At 67.1% G+C, this 16065-nt stretch carries 17 protein-coding genes; 2 read left to right on the top strand and 15 right to left on the bottom strand.

Annotation, left to right across the window (positions count from 1 at the left end; translation table 11 throughout):
• Positions 1-285: 285 nt before the first annotated feature.
• From CA951_RS31525 to CA951_RS31500, 6 genes are all read right to left on the bottom strand, one after another.
• Entirely contained in the window at positions 286-615 is a 330-nt protein-coding gene (locus tag CA951_RS31525; RefSeq protein WP_256974165.1) for a hypothetical protein, read from the bottom strand.
• Between the two features lie 46 nt (positions 616-661).
• On the bottom strand, positions 662-1963 hold the full coding sequence (locus CA951_RS31520; protein WP_087560610.1) for an AAA family ATPase: 1302 nt from the start codon (positions 1961-1963) through the stop codon (positions 662-664).
• A gap of 69 nt (positions 1964-2032) precedes the next feature.
• Positions 2033-3223 carry a hypothetical protein gene (locus CA951_RS31515; protein ID WP_087560609.1) on the bottom strand — a complete coding sequence of 397 codons (1191 nt, stop codon included), beginning with the start codon at positions 3221-3223 and terminating at the stop codon, positions 2033-2035.
• Positions 3220-3414, bottom strand: a complete 195-nt coding sequence (locus CA951_RS31510; protein WP_087560608.1) for a hypothetical protein — start codon at positions 3412-3414, stop codon at positions 3220-3222. Before CA951_RS31510 ends, CA951_RS31515 begins: the two co-directional genes overlap by 4 nt.
• On the bottom strand, positions 3411-4670 hold the full coding sequence (locus CA951_RS31505; RefSeq protein ID WP_087560607.1) for a VWA-like domain-containing protein: 1260 nt from the start codon (positions 4668-4670) through the stop codon (positions 3411-3413). The genes CA951_RS31510 and CA951_RS31505 overlap by 4 nt, the downstream gene beginning before the upstream one ends.
• Entirely contained in the window at positions 4667-5767 is a 1101-nt protein-coding gene (locus tag CA951_RS31500; protein ID WP_087560606.1) for an ATP-binding protein, read from the bottom strand. The genes CA951_RS31505 and CA951_RS31500 overlap by 4 nt, the downstream gene beginning before the upstream one ends.
• A gap of 311 nt (positions 5768-6078) precedes the next feature.
• Here CA951_RS31500 and CA951_RS31495 point away from each other — a divergent pair, with 311 nt between their 5' ends.
• Entirely contained in the window at positions 6079-6297 is a 219-nt protein-coding gene (locus CA951_RS31495) for a hypothetical protein (RefSeq protein WP_087560605.1), read from the top strand.
• 26 nt (positions 6298-6323) lie between these two features.
• On the opposite strand, the gene CA951_RS31490 is transcribed toward CA951_RS31495, so the two are convergent.
• On the bottom strand, positions 6324-6584 hold the full coding sequence (locus CA951_RS31490; protein WP_087560604.1) for a hypothetical protein: 261 nt from the start codon (positions 6582-6584) through the stop codon (positions 6324-6326).
• 831 nt (positions 6585-7415) lie between these two features.
• On the bottom strand, positions 7416-7685 hold the full coding sequence (locus CA951_RS31480) for a WhiB family transcriptional regulator (protein WP_011599939.1): 270 nt from the start codon (positions 7683-7685) through the stop codon (positions 7416-7418).
• Positions 7686-8281: 596 nt separating this feature from the next.
• On the opposite strand from CA951_RS31480, the gene CA951_RS31475 reads away from it, so the two are divergent.
• On the top strand, positions 8282-8782 hold the full coding sequence (locus CA951_RS31475) for a hypothetical protein (protein ID WP_256974164.1): 501 nt from the start codon (positions 8282-8284) through the stop codon (positions 8780-8782).
• Positions 8783-8810: 28 nt separating this feature from the next.
• On the opposite strand, the gene CA951_RS31470 is transcribed toward CA951_RS31475, so the two are convergent.
• The 7 genes from CA951_RS31470 to CA951_RS31440 form a co-directional block, all read right to left on the bottom strand.
• Positions 8811-9536, bottom strand: a complete 726-nt coding sequence (locus tag CA951_RS31470; RefSeq protein ID WP_087560601.1) for a hypothetical protein — start codon at positions 9534-9536, stop codon at positions 8811-8813.
• Complete coding sequence (locus tag CA951_RS31465) at positions 9533-10402, bottom strand: RAMP superfamily CRISPR-associated protein (RefSeq protein ID WP_179220383.1); 870 nt, start codon at positions 10400-10402, stop codon at positions 9533-9535. Before CA951_RS31465 ends, CA951_RS31470 begins: the two co-directional genes overlap by 4 nt.
• The gene (locus CA951_RS31460) at positions 10399-10815 is read right to left on the bottom strand and encodes a hypothetical protein (protein WP_054248682.1); all 417 of its coding nucleotides are present in this window, start codon (positions 10813-10815) and stop codon (positions 10399-10401) included. Before CA951_RS31460 ends, CA951_RS31465 begins: the two co-directional genes overlap by 4 nt.
• Positions 10812-11090, bottom strand: a complete 279-nt coding sequence (locus CA951_RS31455; protein WP_256974163.1) for a hypothetical protein — start codon at positions 11088-11090, stop codon at positions 10812-10814. Before CA951_RS31455 ends, CA951_RS31460 begins: the two co-directional genes overlap by 4 nt.
• Before the next feature lie 201 nt (positions 11091-11291).
• Positions 11292-11882: a DUF6262 family protein gene (locus tag CA951_RS31450; RefSeq protein WP_087560599.1), complete on the bottom strand. Its 591-nt coding sequence runs from the start codon at positions 11880-11882 to the stop codon at positions 11292-11294.
• Complete coding sequence (locus CA951_RS31445) at positions 11879-14500, bottom strand: tyrosine-type recombinase/integrase (protein ID WP_256974162.1); 2622 nt, start codon at positions 14498-14500, stop codon at positions 11879-11881. Before CA951_RS31445 ends, CA951_RS31450 begins: the two co-directional genes overlap by 4 nt.
• Positions 14497-15705: a tyrosine-type recombinase/integrase gene (locus CA951_RS31440; RefSeq protein WP_179220382.1), complete on the bottom strand. Its 1209-nt coding sequence runs from the start codon at positions 15703-15705 to the stop codon at positions 14497-14499. The genes CA951_RS31445 and CA951_RS31440 overlap by 4 nt, the downstream gene beginning before the upstream one ends.
• Positions 15706-16065: the final 360 nt, after the last annotated feature.

Raw genomic sequence — 16065 nt, 5'->3', positions numbered from 1 at the left:
ACCAACCCGCATACGGCCGCGTATTTCCGGGGCCTTCGGCATTCATGCTAGAGAAGTACTCGCTGAATCACACGCATCTTTACTCGCGTGTCTACACGCATTTTGACCCGCAGGTCGACACGCGGAATAAAACGCAGGTGGGCCCGCAGAGTGACACGCATCAATCAGCACGGTCGATGCGTGTGATGACCGCATGGGAATCGGGAAGTACCCGGTCCCCGGCGCACCCGGTGCCGGGGACCGCCGGCCGTACGGGTCCGTGGGACCGTCCAGCCGTCAGTTCCGTTAGTCCGCGCCGTACAACTCGGCGGTGTAGTGGACCGCTCCCCTTCGCTGTGCTTCGTCCCAGTCGACGCCCATCGCATCGGCTAGATGGTGCAGATCGCCGAGGAAGTCCCCGAAGACCGTGATGGCCTCCTCCTGATCGGTATTGCATGTGCGGGCGTAGGTGGTCAGCCCGTCGCTTGCCCGCAGCGCGCGGACACCGTTGTCGTGGACCTGGGAATCGTCGTCGTACTCGTAGGTGAAGTTCGGTCGGGTCCTCCCCGCGAATGCGGCCGCCAGCTGGGCTGGTGAGTCGACGTCCGGCAGTCGTTCTGCGTGGTATGCGGTCATGATTTCATCGCACATTGTCCAAATCTCCTTTCGTTGTGATGGGTTGCTACACAGCGGGAGTGTGGTGCAGCGCGGCCAACAGGGCGGTATTGCCGGCGTGCGCGGTCGAGGGTTCGGTGTAGGCGAGTACCTCCGCGCTCGCGTCATCGATGACGACGCTCATGTGGGCGCGGTGGCGGGAGAGCATCACGCAGGCGCGGCCGAGGTCGAGGTTGAACGGTTCGGCGGTGCGGTATCCGGCCAGCGGATGCAGCACCACCACAGCGGCACGCTCGAGCCCTTGCAGAGAGTTCGCGGTGCCGACCAGCACGTCCGGGTGATCGGACAGCAGGGCGCGGATCGCCGCCGCCTGCGTCACGTGAGGAACCACCACCGCGATATCGGCGGCGCTCATAGGTCGCTGGTCCTCGGCGGTGACCAGCTCCGCGCCGAGCAGTTCCCGTGCCCGCTGTGCGCACGCGGTCACCAGCGCCGGATCGGACGGGCCACCGCAGACCGTGACCAGGCGGTGCGCCAGCTCGGGCCACACCACACCGCTGGCGTCGGTCAGGTGCTCCGGGGGTCGGCGGGAGGTGAACGGCAGGTCGGGGTAGAACAACGGCCCGATCAGGGCGGTGGTGCCGGGTCCGAGCCGCCAGGTGTGGCGCAGCCGGACCACGCCCACCGCGTCGCCGTGTGCGGCCAGTAGCGCGATCGGTCCCGGCAGGTTCGGGGCGGTATCGTTGCCGTCCCATCGAGACACGTCGCCGGTCACCACCGGATCGATCTGACCGGGATCGCCCACACAGACCACCTGCCTGGCCATAGCGCCGAGGGCGCCCAGATCGGCGTAGGTGCATTGCCACGATTCGTCGACGATCAACACGTCGGCGCCGACCCGGTCGGGGTCCGAGAACAGCCATCGGGCGGTCGTACCGATCAGGATTCCGCCCCCGTTCCCGGGCCACCGCACCTTCTGCCCCGACACCACGGGCGTCTGCCCGCTGTCGGGTTTCGGCGGCATCGCTTTCCACATCAGTGCGGCGCGATCGGTGAGGGCACCCACGCGGCGCGCGATTTCCAGTGCCTGTTCGCGGGTCTGGGCCGCGATACCGACGCGCAGATCCGCGCGATGGGCCAAGGCGGCCGCGAGAAGGGCGACCAGTCGGGTCTTGCCCGCACCGGGTGGCGACGGGACGATCACGGCGGGGTCACCGGACCACACCGAGAACAGCACCCGTGCGGTGATCGGATCGGACATGATCTGCGATCCCGGCCACTGCGTGAGCGACGGCGCGCTCGGCCTGGGTTCCGATGCGTTCGCCGGTGCCGGATTGGGGTTGTCGGGGCGGGGGGCGAGGATGCGCATGACGGTGCGACCTTTCACGAAAGGTGGTGTGAAGCAGAATGTTTTCGGGTAGGGGCGAGGCTGGCGGAGCTAGTCCTCCGCGCCCGCGATCAGCACGTCGAGGGGAACCTCACGCCGCGCAGCGACCGGGGTGTGGCCGGTGGAGAGCCAGGAACGGCGGGCACGGTAGAGCCGCCAGTATCGGCCCCGACCCGCGCGCATCGTCTGCGGGGACGGCGGCGCGGGCATCAAGCACACCCGTGCTCCCGGTGCGGGGGCGTGCGCGCCGACCGAGCCGAGACCGAGGACCAACTTTCCCTCTACGACGTGTGCCGAGGTGACCTCGACACAGAACCGCTCGAAGGGTTTATCCGCTGGGGTGCCCATCCAGCCGGTGACCTCGGCGCCGACGCGCAACCGTGAATCGAGCCGCTCACAGGTCACCGACAGCGATGCGTTGCGCCGACGCGACCGGATCGGTGGCGGGGTCACCGATGCCACCCCGACCGCCACGTGTCCGGTATGGACTGCGCGTTGTCGCCAGAGCGGATCATCGAGTAGAGCAGCGGATTTCAAGTCGGCGGCATCGCACCGGGTGCGCAGTCCCATGGCGGCGCTGGCGGTGTTGTCCGGGCGCGACCAGTCATGCCCGGCTGTCGCTGCCGATAGCGCGCGGTCCCAGCAATAGCGGTCGTCCTCGTGAATCGGCTCCAGTAGGGGCAGCAGCGGTCCGCCGCTGATCTTCGCGGCCCACTCGTGCAAGCCGCTGACGCTGTCATCGCAGATGCGCAGCCACTGCCGCCACGTGGTCGCTGATCGTTCGGCCTCCGGGGTGGTGCCGAGGACGTACCGCGCCGACGACGCGGCCACCAGATTCACTACCGCCGACGTGCCGGGATGGTCTGCCCGATCCGCCCACCACGCCACCATGGCCGCCGCTCCGGCCACCTGCGGGTCCGGGTGGTGTGCGTGTGCCCGTGCCAGGGTCACCAGGGCAGGCAGGGTGCCGGTGTCGTCGGTGAGCAGCGGTGCCGGGTCGCAGCGCCCCGCGATGGTGCCGCCGTGTGCGGCTAGCAGTCCCAGGGCATCCACGTCGCGGGCGCGTTCCTCGCGGCCCTCGAACCCGGCCATTGCCACGGTGACGCTTCCGCCACGTGCCACTGCGCGCACCGCCAGCGCCGCCGTGGACGCCGCGAACGTGGTGTGCGTGAGCCGAGCGACCGGCGACCGGGTTTCGACGGCATAGAGTCGCTGAGCGAGGTCGAACCATTCCACGCTCATGCCGCTCCCCGCTCCTCGGCGCTCCCCTGCGCTGTATTCGCGGCACAGCGCCAACCGGCGCGCAGTGCCGTCGCCGCCGGATCGGTCGCCGTACCTGCCACTACCGCTGCGACCTGGTGGGCGGTGATCCCGGTACCGGCCAACACCCGGTCGGCGTAGCGGACGAGGTCGCCGTTTCCTGCCGCGCTCATGCACGTGCTCCCGCGCCGATAGGCACGTACACCGTCGATGCCCACGACGGTGTGCGCCCCGCAGCCGTGTCGCTGCCGATCACCGCGCACACCAGATGCGATCGCGACGGGCGATCCGGCCATGGCGTATCCCCGTCCGTCAGGACGATCACCACATGCGGCTGCGGACGCGCAGCATTGGCCGCCTCGATACCCACCCGCATGTCGGTGCCGCCGCCGCCGATCAGTTTCACGTCCGCGATGGACCGAACCGGCCGCGCCGTTGTGCTCGACGCATCACAGGCCAGAATCCGCACCCGATCACGTGCCACACCGCCAGCCCGCAGCACCCCGGCAACCTCACTCATCGCCGCATCCAGATCGTCTGCCGACATCGATCCCGAGGTGTCGACCACAATCGAGACCGTGATCGACGGGCCGCGCATCGCCGGAGCGACTATGCCCGGGATCCCACGCCGCGACGGTCGCGAATACGTGTAGTTCGTCCGCCCCGCCTGATCCGCCACCGCACGCCGGATCACCGCACGCAACAACCGATCCCACGCCACGGTCGGCGGTGCCAGTACCTCACCGGCCCACCGCACCAACCCTGCCGGGGCACTCCCCCTGCCCTTTCCCGAAGACTCACGAACGGCCTGCGCGACATACCGCCGCACCAGGTCGGCCTCCGCGCCGTCGAGACCTTCGGTGACCTCATTCCCGGCCGCACCCAACTCGCCGGGCACGGCAGGGCACCCCGCACCGGACCCGCACCCCGGATCACCGTCGCCGTCTGCGGGTGTGTTCGGAGATGGAGGGGGAGACGGATCGACCAGGTTCGTGTAGTAGTCCTCCGCGATGCCTCCCGATGCGCACCCGAACGACTCCGGGGTGATCACCCCTTCGGGCAGTCCGACACCGGCCGCGAGAAGGTCATCGTTGATTTCCGCATCGGCGGCGTAGTTCCACGCCAGGTGCGCGACCGGCTTCGGCAAGGACTCGGCGCGCGCGGCATGTGCCCGCAGCAGGTGCCCGACTTCGTGCAACAGGACCGCACCCGCCACCGGGGCCGGCCACGCGTTCGCACCGACCAGCAACGCCGGATCGAGATACAACCGCCACTGCGCATCCACCGCGAACGTGCCCAGCCCCGGCGCAGCCACCGGCCGGGCCGCGAACAACGCCCGCATGAAGTACGGCATCTGTTCGGCAGAGACCAACCGGGCCAACCGAAACGCGCGCAACTCGTCCGGGTCGAGTACCCGCACCGCGCTCACGCCGCCTCACCGACCAGACCCGCAGCCACCAACATCGGGGAGAAACGTTTCGCCGCAGCCGGAACCACAGCCTTGGCGGGCCGCGCCTTCGCCAACGTCCGCGCCGCAGCGCCCGCCACATCAGGTGCACCCGCTTCCGCAGCCGCTATCAGCGGCCCCCACGCGCTGCGCCACGCCTCAACAGTGCCCCGCCCCGCAGCCCACGCCGTCACACCCGACAGAACTGCGCACACCAGGTCCGGACGAGACTGCCAGTCGAACGCCGTTTCCGGATTCTCGATCACCGCTACCGGGTCGGGCAGATCGGCATTCCTGCGCCATTCCAGGAACTCGACACCGGTCCCCTCACCGATCAGCCCGAACACCGCCGCATTGATCGCCGCGTTGTCGTCGTCACGCAGATGCGGCAACACCGCCGCCAACATCGCCCACGTGCGGCGCGACGGCCACGCTCCCCCGGTCCGCGCCGCCGACGACGGGAACGCGTCCAGCGCTTCCGGGTTGCGCTGGACATATCCGATGATCGAACTACGCACCAGCGCCACCCGCTGTTCGTCCGTCGCCACCGCACGCGAGGCGGGCGGCGTGGCCCACCCCGTCGCCATACCGTCCAACCACTCGTCAACAGACGGAGTGAACTCCACATGGCAGAACCGATTCGCCAACGGTGCTTCCAGTTCGTACCCACCGGCAGCACAATCGGGAGGATTCGCACCCGCAATCACCCGCGTTCCCTTCGGCAATTGCAGATCACCGACCTTCAGGTCCAACGCGACCGCGAGCATCGCCGCCTGCACCGCAGGCGGACTCGTCGTCAACTCGTCCAGAAACAGATAGCCACCACCCTCGGCGTGAATGCGCTTCGCCCAGTCCGGAGCCTCCAACGTCACCCCGTGCTCACGCACCACCGGCAGGCCAGCGAAGTCGGCCGGTTCCCGCAACGACCCGAGGACCGTCTCGCACAGCACCCCGTCCGACGCCGCCAACCCCCGCACCAGACTCGACTTACCCATACCCGGACCCGAGATCAACAACGACGGAACACCAGCCCGCCCATTCGCATCCAACACCGTCACAGCAGTCGCCAAATCAGCCACAGAAAATCCTCCAGAGTCGAGCGAGTTGGTCAGTCTCGCTACCGAATTAGACTCCTCGATTATACGGTTTACCTGCGCCAATAGGGGTTCTGCGCTCGTCCCGCGTCCCCGGCGCACCCTGTGCCGGGGACGCGGGACGAGCGCCCACCCGGCACCACGCGGAAAGATCGTCTACGGGCCCCGCGGGAGGAGTCAACAATCGCCGGCCGCGGCACGATCCTGTTCTCCGCCATGACTCCGGACGAGCCGTTCGATCGGGGACTGATCTTAAGAAGAGAGGTTGTCGGGGGTGAGGTCTACGCTGCGCGCTCATGAATCTGATTCAGCGCACCAGTCCTGAACCGCAGCCGTTCAGTAGTCATGGTTTCAAGATCCTGCGCCCCAGCGGTGAGCACAGCGCCCGTATATGGCAGGCTGCCGAGATGTTCGGCAAGGACAGCAATGCTGTGTCCGAGGCGATGTTCCACGCGATCGTCGCCCTCGAAGCCGAGGTGGTTGCCCTCCGCCGCGCCGCCGGTACGTCTGAGTAACTTCACTGACCTGCATCGAAAGCGGACTACTCGGTGAAGAGGTGCGCGGTCAGTCGCGACGCGAGTTCTTGCCGCGTGTCCTCGTCGCCGGGGTGCGAGTAGACAGGGTTGATCGGGCGACCAGTGCCGATCAGGTCCTCGCGGGCTGTCTTGACGGCCTCTGCACACTCGCGGAGGGCTTCGGCGAACTCAGCCACGAACCCGGCGTCTGTGGAGGGCGCCGCATCCACGGCGGCGTCGGAAAGGGCTTCGAGGTAGCGGACGGTCTGTTCCAGGAGATCACGCATACGATGACCGTAGCGCAAACGGAAGAGGCCGTGTCACAGATAAATTGGGTGGTGCGGTAGCAGCGGCGTCGCTGGCGACACCGCTGAATCATAGCGAACTGCTTCCGCATCGGGCGTGTCACGGCGTGTCGTGTCGTCGGGGAAAGGCGGGCTGGAGTGATGGTCCGTCTCTATCGCGACGGACTTCCTAAACCGGCCCCGGTCGAGTCCACGGCAACGCTGGATGCACCAACCCTGCCCACAATCGATTGAGCACCAGCACCATCGACCGTGCGGGGCACCGACCCGAGCGACCTAGTCAAGACCACCCAGTGTCACACGCTTCGGTGTGTCCGCACCGACTACACACAGGCACGTACGGCTCGGCTCCACTCCCCCGTACAGGGCGACCACCAACCCCAGAACACCTACACCGCAGGCCAATGCCACGCCGAGGATGAACACGTCACTCATCGCTTCCCCCCATTCGCCGGTTCTCCATTACGACAGGTCCCATCAGCCTCCGGCTCCGGCTCCGGCTCCGGCTGCGTCGGCGACATCCACAAGTCCCGCTCGGCATGCGCGCGCGAGCAGCAGCGGAATGCTCCGTATCCGCCCGCGCCCACCGCGTCTTCTGCTTCGGCAAAATCGCTGTGCCATAACTGGTCTCCAGCCAAACGTGGCGAATGAATGCCCACCGGCCGCGCAAGTCGGCGAAGCTGTTGCGCCCGTAGTGACAGCAGGTCGGCCGGGGCACGACCCGATCCCAGAGGTACCGGGCGAGTTGGATCGCTTTGGTGCCTCGCCGCCCTTCGGCCTGGCTGGTGTGTTCGAAGTCCACGGCCATGGCGGTCACCGGCGACGCTTCGGGTATCGCTTGCGGCGCTCGGCCGCGGTCAGCCCACCCCAGATCCCGAACCGCTCATCGTGGGCGAGCGCCTCGGCGAGGCAGGCCTCGCGAACCTCGCAGCCCGCGCACACCCGTTTCGCGGGGCGGCCGTTCTCCCCCGTTTCGGGGAAGAACGCTTCCGGATCGGTCACTCGGCAGAGCGCGAAGTCGCGCCACTCCGGAGCGTCCAACTCCATCCTGGGCCGTATGTCGGTATCGGTCATCTCGCTCATCTCCCTTTTCCCGCAGATGGTGTCTCGGTGAGGCGGACGGTAACGCCTGACCTGGACAGCTCCACACGAACTCGCACCTCCGGGACACCCACCAGGTTCCAGCGACCAATCCGGGGCCAGTCCGATTGGGTTATCTGTCATATCCGTGGTGACCTCTCCGGCGAAGTGCGAGTTGTTCTCACTGGGAGGAAGATCCGCGGCGTACGTGGTGAGTGACATCACGTAATGGAACGTGTTCGACGAACCATCAACTACTCATCAGAGCAGGTGGAAATGCCGCTCTGGCCTAGTTCTCGGCCGGTCACAGTCCACACCAACATATTCCGCGACGCCCGTGACCAGGACACCGGTCCCACACCGCTACTCTCGATAGCGTCGTCCGCGCCACAACCGGCACGCGCACATGGAGGCTGACCATGACCCTGTTCGCAGGGCGTCCGGTCAGCCAGGGGAGAAAAGGGGAATGAACGATGATCATTCGCAGAACCACGATTGCGGCCGTGGCTGCCTGCACCGCACTGGGACTGGCCCTGTCCGGGTGCGGTGATGGCGACGAACAGGCCGCTCCCACTAGTCATACCGCTACCTCCGCTGCAATGACCACCACTGGATCTACGACCACGACCGCGGCAACCAACCAGACCACGATCTCGTCGTCGGATGGCTCGGACACCATCGGCGGAACCGCTCAGACTATTACCGCCGCCGACGTCACTGCCCGCATCGAGGTGAAAGAACCCCAGCTGATCGAAAAGACCTCCATGGGAGAGCCGCGAATACTGTTGTTCCCGATCGTGCTCGATGTCGACTCCGGGACCCTGAACGCGACATCGACCAACTGGAAGGTCCGCACACTCAGCGGACAGACCATCAATGGCAGTGATTCCTGGGGCAACATTCCCACCGCGATCGGGAACAACGCCCTCGACGGCCACGCCGAAGGCCTCGTCCTGTTCCCCGGAATCGGAGACAAGCTGACCGACGACGTGTCGATCACCGAGGTTGCGCTCTATCCTCCGAACGGATCGAATACCCCACTCGCTCGCTGGACGCTGCCCGAACCAGTCGCTGTGCCCGACCTCCCGCGCTCCGAATAGTCGGCGAACCGCCGCACCACGCGGCGGCTCACCGAGGTAGGTGGAGTTGCCTCATTCGGGTCGGGTGCATGTACGGTGGCCGCAGGCCGGCCAACCCGAAGCCGGCCGATTCCGGGTCCACGCGATCGGCCGCGCAAGCTGGTGGTGTGGTGCGCCCGAGAGTGCCGTCGCTATGTAGGTGCGCCGACGCCCACCGGTCGGCGGCGGGGCAGTGTTCGAACTCCCACCGCAGGACCCGGCCCTCACCATGGGCCCGTTTCTTGCCGATGACATCCAGGCCACCCAAGATCGTGGCGACGGCGTCGAGATCTCCGACTCCGCGCCAGGTGACGGTGCGAGTGCTGGTGATCATCAGGGGCATGTAGCGGGCCCGGTAGCGGCCCTGTCGATCCGAGATCACCGCCGGCAGCGTGTGACTGAGTTGCTCGAGCCCGCGGTGATCGGCCCGCGACGCCCAGTGCCGCACCACGGGATCACCGGCCGGGTCCTCGGGGAACGAGCACGTCGCGCACCAATGCCAGTCCTCGCCGGCGAGCTCGCATCGCGCCAGTGGCAGCTCGAGGTCGGGCGGGGCGCACGCGGGTGTCAGCGCCGGCACATACTCGCCTCGGTCGAGTGCCGCGGCCTTGTGATCGGCCCACAGTTCGGCGGCGAGGATCCCGTCGAGACTGATTCCCCACGGCGTCGCGTGCGCCAGTCCCGACGACAGGTGCGCCCGCACCAGGAACGGTGCCATCTCCTCGGTGCCCGTCATGTCAGCCAGCACAATGCTTCGATGACTTCATCGCGCAGTGGTGCGAGCTCGACGCGCCAGTCCACTGCCTGCGGGTCCGGGCCGGCCAACACCACCTGATCCGATTCGGCGCGGACCCGCCCGTGACCTATCGCGCTGCGCCCTCCGAGGAATCCGTCACGCGCGAATCTGCCCCACACATCGGTGAAGAACGAGATTTCGAGAGGGGTGGCCCGGTCCAGCCGCAAGAACGTTTCGAAACGGGTTCCCGCAGGAAGTGTTTCGACCTCGAATCGCATCAGCATCGACGAGCCGACATCTTTGCCTTCTCCGCTCCCGGCGGAGGATTCGGGGAACGTCCGGGTGTCGCTGTCGTCGAATCGGCTGTAGCTCTCCAGGGAGACCAACTCGAACTGACTCATCAACCGGCCGTCATACGCCCGGGTCATGATCGTCTCGGTCTCACGCACCCGCGGGATGACCTTGCCCACCTTCAGGCAGCCGTCGATCGGTGGCTGACCTCCGCCGTTGCCGCCGAACACCCCGATCGGGGGAACCAGCTCCCGCAGTCGCTGCCGCCGACGACCGGTCAGACCGTCGCCGGTGACCTTCGTCAGAGAGCCGCCGTTGCGTAGCGCGTGCGCCGCCGAGAGTGGGATCTGCTGTTCGTAGCCGATGACATCGCGGAACAGTTCCTCGGCAATCCTGCGCAACCCGCCGCGCAGGGAGTTCCCGGACACGATCGGCACCAGCACCGGCCTTCCGTCCGGCTGGATCACCGGCTCGCGCCGGAACAGTGTCGTCGTCGTTCCGGAGTCCTCCCCCTTCTGGGAGATCGAGGACAGCGCGGTCAGCTCGACATCCCAGCGCACCGTCGACCTCATCATTTCTTCCTTCCCGAAGTGCGAGCGGCGGCCACGGCCTCGGCGACGATCCGCGTGCGCAACACGTACGACGTGGGACGCTCACGCAGCAACGTCAGCACCGGCTCGGACTCCTCACGCAGCAACGTCGCCAGCTCTAGCCGTTGGTCGGTGTTCGTCGGTTCCGATTCGAGGGACCGTGAGACCACCGACCACCACCGATCGAGATCGCCGCCACCGATATAGGTGGCGACCCGAACACGGTTCGGCAGGTGCTGGGTCCAGTACGTTTCCCGCCGCCGACCAACCCATCCCGAATCCCAGTCGATCCCGTAGTGCAACAACAACAGGAGGCGTTCAGCCGTCGACGCCGGACCCTCGAGCGGCGGCAGCCCCGCCGGTGCGGCCGCGAGCCATCGATCGGTCGGGCTGGTCATTTCGTTCCTTTCGCACTCGCCGACAGGGTGGCTTGCAGTGCGAGCTCCCACCACTGCCCGATCTGGCGGTACGGGGCGAGACGATCCCAGTCCGCGAAGACCGCCGGCCACCGCCCGGGGGAGATCTTGGCGAGCACCGGATACGGGGCCGCAGGCTCGGCGAGCATCCGGGCACCGAACCCCAGCGCCCGCAGTTGACGCATCGCTGTCACCGCCACGACATCACGCGACGTCCAGGGCAGGCACATGTCGTCGACTTTACCGACCGCGGACACCGCATTTCGCTTCTGGCCTGCGCGTATTCGAAGCGTACATGTGCGCGATGATGTCACGGGTTGTTGATGCGGGCGTGTCGGACCACTTTCTCGTTCGAGCTCAGCCCAGCGGTGCGTCCACCGTCCCCAGGTATCCGGGTGCCGTTCGGTCGACAACGTCCCGTGGAGTTGAATCAGATTGTGTTGGAGTTAGATCGGTGATCACTGGATGGTGGTCGGATCTGCCAGGCGGGTCTCGAGGTCGGCGATACGCCGGTCTTGAAACCGCAGGTTGGAACGGGCAGCAGTCAACCGCTCATCGAGGTTGCGGTTGTCGGTGGTGAGTTGGCGGACCCGCTGTTTGAGTGTGGTGTTCTCGGTAGTGATGCGGTGGATGGCTTCCTCGCTCCATTCGGCTTCCATGTCGCGGATTCGGCCGAGGAGTTCGCCGATGCGGTTGCGTTGGGCCAGGATTTCGGCGTTCGCGGTCTTGAGCCCGTTTTCGGCGTTGAGAGCGCGCTCTCGCCAGGTCGCCTCGTGCTGGTCGTGCTGGTGGGCAGCCGGGTGGCGGGACTGTTGGCCGGTGTCGGCTTTCGCGGTTTCTACTGCGGTTCTGGCCGCGGGGTTGGTGTAGAGAAACGTCCGAGAGACACCTGCGCGGCGGGCGACGGCGGCGACGGTGACCGGGGCCGGTTCTCGGTGCAGTCGGGCAATGGCCTCATGAACGCGGTCGACCGCGGCCTGGGCGTCGCGGCGCCGGGAGATCAGCGCGGCGGCGGTGCGGGTTTGGGGTGGGTTTTGGCTACTGCTCATGCGCTGGCTTCTCCGTCGGTCTCGTCGGTCTCGTCGGGTGCTGCTGTTATGGCGCCGGTGAGGTCGGTGGCACGGAAGGCGGTTGACCAGACCCGGTGAAAGTAGTCCTGGGGTTTGCGAAGGTCCAGCGCGAGCGCCTGGTCGAGCAGGCCAAGCCCGGCCAGGGCCTTCTCGAGTCCGTCGATGGCGCGGGCGGTGGGCTCGAAGTGCTGGTGCAGGTAGTCGGCGGTGGCGTCGTCGGGTGCACCCTCGGCGAGTTGTCGCCATTGCTCGCGTTTGCGTCGCCAATACAGCAAGTCCGCTCCGGACAGGACGAACTTGTCGCAGCCGTGGCAGTTCAGCGCCCAGGGACAGGCACCGCCGTCGACGACGGGTTGGAAGGTGCAGAAGCCGCCTTCGGCAGGGGTGCTGCGCCGGGACAGGTCGATCGCCAGCGTCTGGGCCTGCGTGCGGGTCATCGGTGCGGTGTCGCCGGCGAGGAGTTCGCCGGGGTGGGCGGCGCCGGGACCGGCGACCCAGACCTGTTGCAGTACGTCCTCGAGATCCGAATGCGACAGGTGCACATAGTGTTCGGCCATCCGATCGCTGACCTGGCCCAGATAGGTGCGGATGTGGGTCAAGCTTGCGCCGGCGCGCAGCAAATTCGTGGCCAGCGTATGGCGGGCCTGGTGGGGCACCCATCGGCCGATTTCGAGCGAATCGACCCACGCGCTGAAGTTTCTGTGAAAAAAGGAATGGGTCAACGCGACGGTGCCTTCGGGGTTGCGCTGCGGCGTCGGGAACAGCGCCAGGCGACCGCGTTCGGTGTCGGTGGGTCGGCGCCCGTGCTCGGCGACGAATCGATCCAGGGTCTTGCGTTGGCGTTCAGCCAGCACCTCGTGGAGACGCTCGGGGATCCGGATCGCGACGTCATAGTTGCCGACCTTGGTCTGGTCGTGCCAGAACATCGGTAGGCCGCCGTAGCGGCCCAGACAGTCCCAGCGGAGCTGCAGCACCTCTCCAATGCGACGACCGGTGGTGACGGTCGTTTCCCACATATCACGCAGCCCGCGGTCCAGCGGATCGTGGACCTCGTCGAGTCGCCGCAGATTTTCCGGATCGGCGAGCGCGCGAGCGACCTCGTCGGGAAATGGTCGCCGCGCGGTCCGGCCCGTTGATGTCCCGGCCGTAGGAAGTGCGACGATGAACTCCCGCCCCAGACCGATCCGGTCGGCGGCACCGCTGTCCATCGCGGCGCGCAGCATCTTGCGTAGCGCATTGAATACCGTCGACCGTGTCGTAGTGGTGACGACGCTGGCAGTCCCGTCAGGTCGCTTGATGGCCAGCGACGGCGACCCGTCGCGTTCACGGCGGCGTTGGTCGGTGACGAATCGACGCATGTGATCGCCCTGCAACAGGGTGGGATCGTTCCCGCCGTCGGGGGCATCGTGTTGCAGGAATGTGCCCAGTTCCATTGCTGCCCTGAGCAGCCCATCGTGAACGTGGCCGGAACGTGGGCAGCGCGGCGATTGCAGCAGGTCGGCGAGGTAGTCCCAGACCAGATCCCGCAACCAAGTTGGGCCGATGCCGGTGAGGTCGATGTGACTGGCCCGCCGCTTGAACCGCACCCCGAAGTGCTCGGTCTCAAGGAATCCGGCCTCTTTCGCCTGGGCAGGGGTGAAGTAGACCATCCGAAGCTCGTGCAGGATCTCCTTGACCATGGAGCCGGGAAACTCCACCGATCCACCGGCGCCGATCTCGAACCCGATCAACGACTCCACTTCGAGGGTTCGGCACGTCGCCACTAGTGAGCGAAGCCAGCCCAGTTCCCACCGGCTGGGTCGGACTCGCTGCGTGTGGATGAACAGGCCCCATTGAATTTCGGCCCGCACCAGTGGCCGCAACCCGAGCAGGTTGATCTGTCCCGGCCACGGGGATGCGCGCACGGTGGCGCACCAGCGACCGAACGCCTCCTCGTCGTCGTATCCGACCGGGACCGGCCGGCCGTACCGCTCGTAGCGGTGCCACCACGTCGGCGGCAACACCGCCGCGCCGGGTCGGTGCTCACGCTGGTACCGCCGACTGTGCCAGAGACACAACCCCAGCGGCGACTCGGCGAGGTTCACACACACCGCCACCAGGCAGGATCCGTAGCCCGGCAGCGGCCGCTGCCCGGAGAGCCATCCGTCGAAGTCGTCGGACTCACCGGCGGACTTCCGGTGCTCGCGCCACCGACTCATGTGTCGCTGGCACAGCAGCAGGTCGGACTGCGCGGCGGGCCGGTCTGGGCACACCCGGCAAATCAGCTCCTCGATCCGCACGTATCGCTCCAATCCCTCTGCGGCGGTGAGGAACGCGGCCTTACCGCCGCCACGTTCTCGGTCCTTCGCTCGCAACAAGAGATGTTCCGTGCAAAAGTCCGTGGAGTTGGCGCGGGTCCGCTCGCACCGCTCGACAACGCACTCCCACCGGTAGACAGGGTGTTGCTGCGGAATCCGGATCACGTCCAACCGGAAGATCGGGTCGAAGTCGGGGCCGCCGATCAGCGCCGTGAGAATCTCGAGCCGGTCGCGGCCGCCCCGGTCCGGACGATCCCGACACGAGTGCGGCGATCCGGCACGGGTTCTCCCGGCCGTCATCGCCCTTCTCCCCACACCCGCCGCAACGCCGCGTCAAAGGCCGGGTCGTGGACATCGACGTGCCCGTAAACCTCGTCGACCATCGTCGCCGAGGCCCAGCCGCCTGCGTCACGGGCGATCAACAGGTTGCCGCCGGAGGCGTCGAGCACGGCCGAGGTGAACGAATGCCGAAACGCATGGGGTTTCACCGGTCCCAGGCCGGCGCGGTCTCCTGCCCGGCGCAGCACCCGCCGGGCGGCGACCGGAGCCCACGGCTGCCCGACGGCCCTGCCGTGCAGCTGAACCAGCAGCATTCCGTGATCGGTTCGTCCACGCGGATATTCGGTGGTGATGTAGTCGAAGTAGGAGTGGATCATGGCGGGGCTGACCCGCTTGATCAGCCCGCCGGTCACCGTGCCGTTCTCGAGGCGCCAGGGATGCTTGGTCTTGGCCTCGGCCCGATTCGGGTTGCCGGGGCGGTAACAAACGTGCAGATGCGGGGAACGGCACTGGCCGCAGGCCGCGTTCTCCCGCAGGTGCAGGTCGACCAGGTGCAGCCCGCACAACTCGCCGATCCGCAGCCCGCCGTCGGCCAACCAGGTCACCACCATGCGGTCGCGGGCCGAGTTCACCGTCTCGAGCAGTTTCTCCCGTGCGCCGTCGGGCAGCATCTTCGGATGTCGGCGGCGAGGTCCCGTCGGCGCGAGCGGATTTGCCGGTATCGACGTCGTCGTGTGCCCCAAGAATGTGCGGCGTCGATCCGCCCGCGTCGGCAGCCGACTTCTATCCAGTCTCCGACCGAGCTCGGCGTTCACCCCGAGCGCCGCCTGATGCAGATAGAAGCCCTTCAGACAGGCTGCCGTGGTCGACAGCGCCGCATGCCCGTACGGGCGTTTCCCGACCCGCCACGGCTCGCCCAACGGCATCGCCACCTCGGCGCCGACGATGCCCATGTACCGCTCGAGATCCCGCAGCACCACTCTGTCCAACGCCAGGCACTCGCGCTCGAGCCAGCGCAGGTGATCCACCAACAAGTAGGAATAGGTCCGTTGGGTGCCCGACCCGTCGTGCTCGCGCAGGAACCGGTCCGCCTCGCGATGCTCCGTTCCCTCCGGCCAGACGATCGTCCACGACCGCCTCCCATTTCGCCGGTCGATCCGCTGAACCCGGAGGTCCCCTACCACCACTCGCATCGCCACACGCCCTTCGAGTCTCTGTCTGAACATGACGAACATCCCGAACCCTGGTCGGTAAACAACCACGGGACATCCCGAAAGTCGCGCAGGACGAACGGCGTGTACGGATATATCTGCGGTCGGTAAACTCGACAGCAATCCCGCCCCACCGCGCGTGCGGCAGGATGTGCTTTCGGCCGGGCCGCAAGGGCACCACCACGGCGGTATCCGGCTCGAGTGACCGCGACAAGATCCGTTCGAGATCCGCCGCGGTCACTGCCCTCATTGCTGGTCGTGTGGTGACCACATGCATGCTTCTGCGCAGATCCGGGTGCCGGTAGGCCCAGGCGCAGGACGTGCACAGCCCACCCTCCGCGGGCGCTTTCCAGCAGTCGTAACCCGTGAACGTTC

Source organism: Rhodococcus sp. NCIMB 12038 (genome assembly GCF_002165735.1).
Taxonomy (GTDB): domain Bacteria; phylum Actinomycetota; class Actinomycetes; order Mycobacteriales; family Mycobacteriaceae; genus Rhodococcus_F.
Note: the sequence above shows the minus strand (reverse complement) of the source record. Positions and strands in the feature narration are given on the sequence as shown.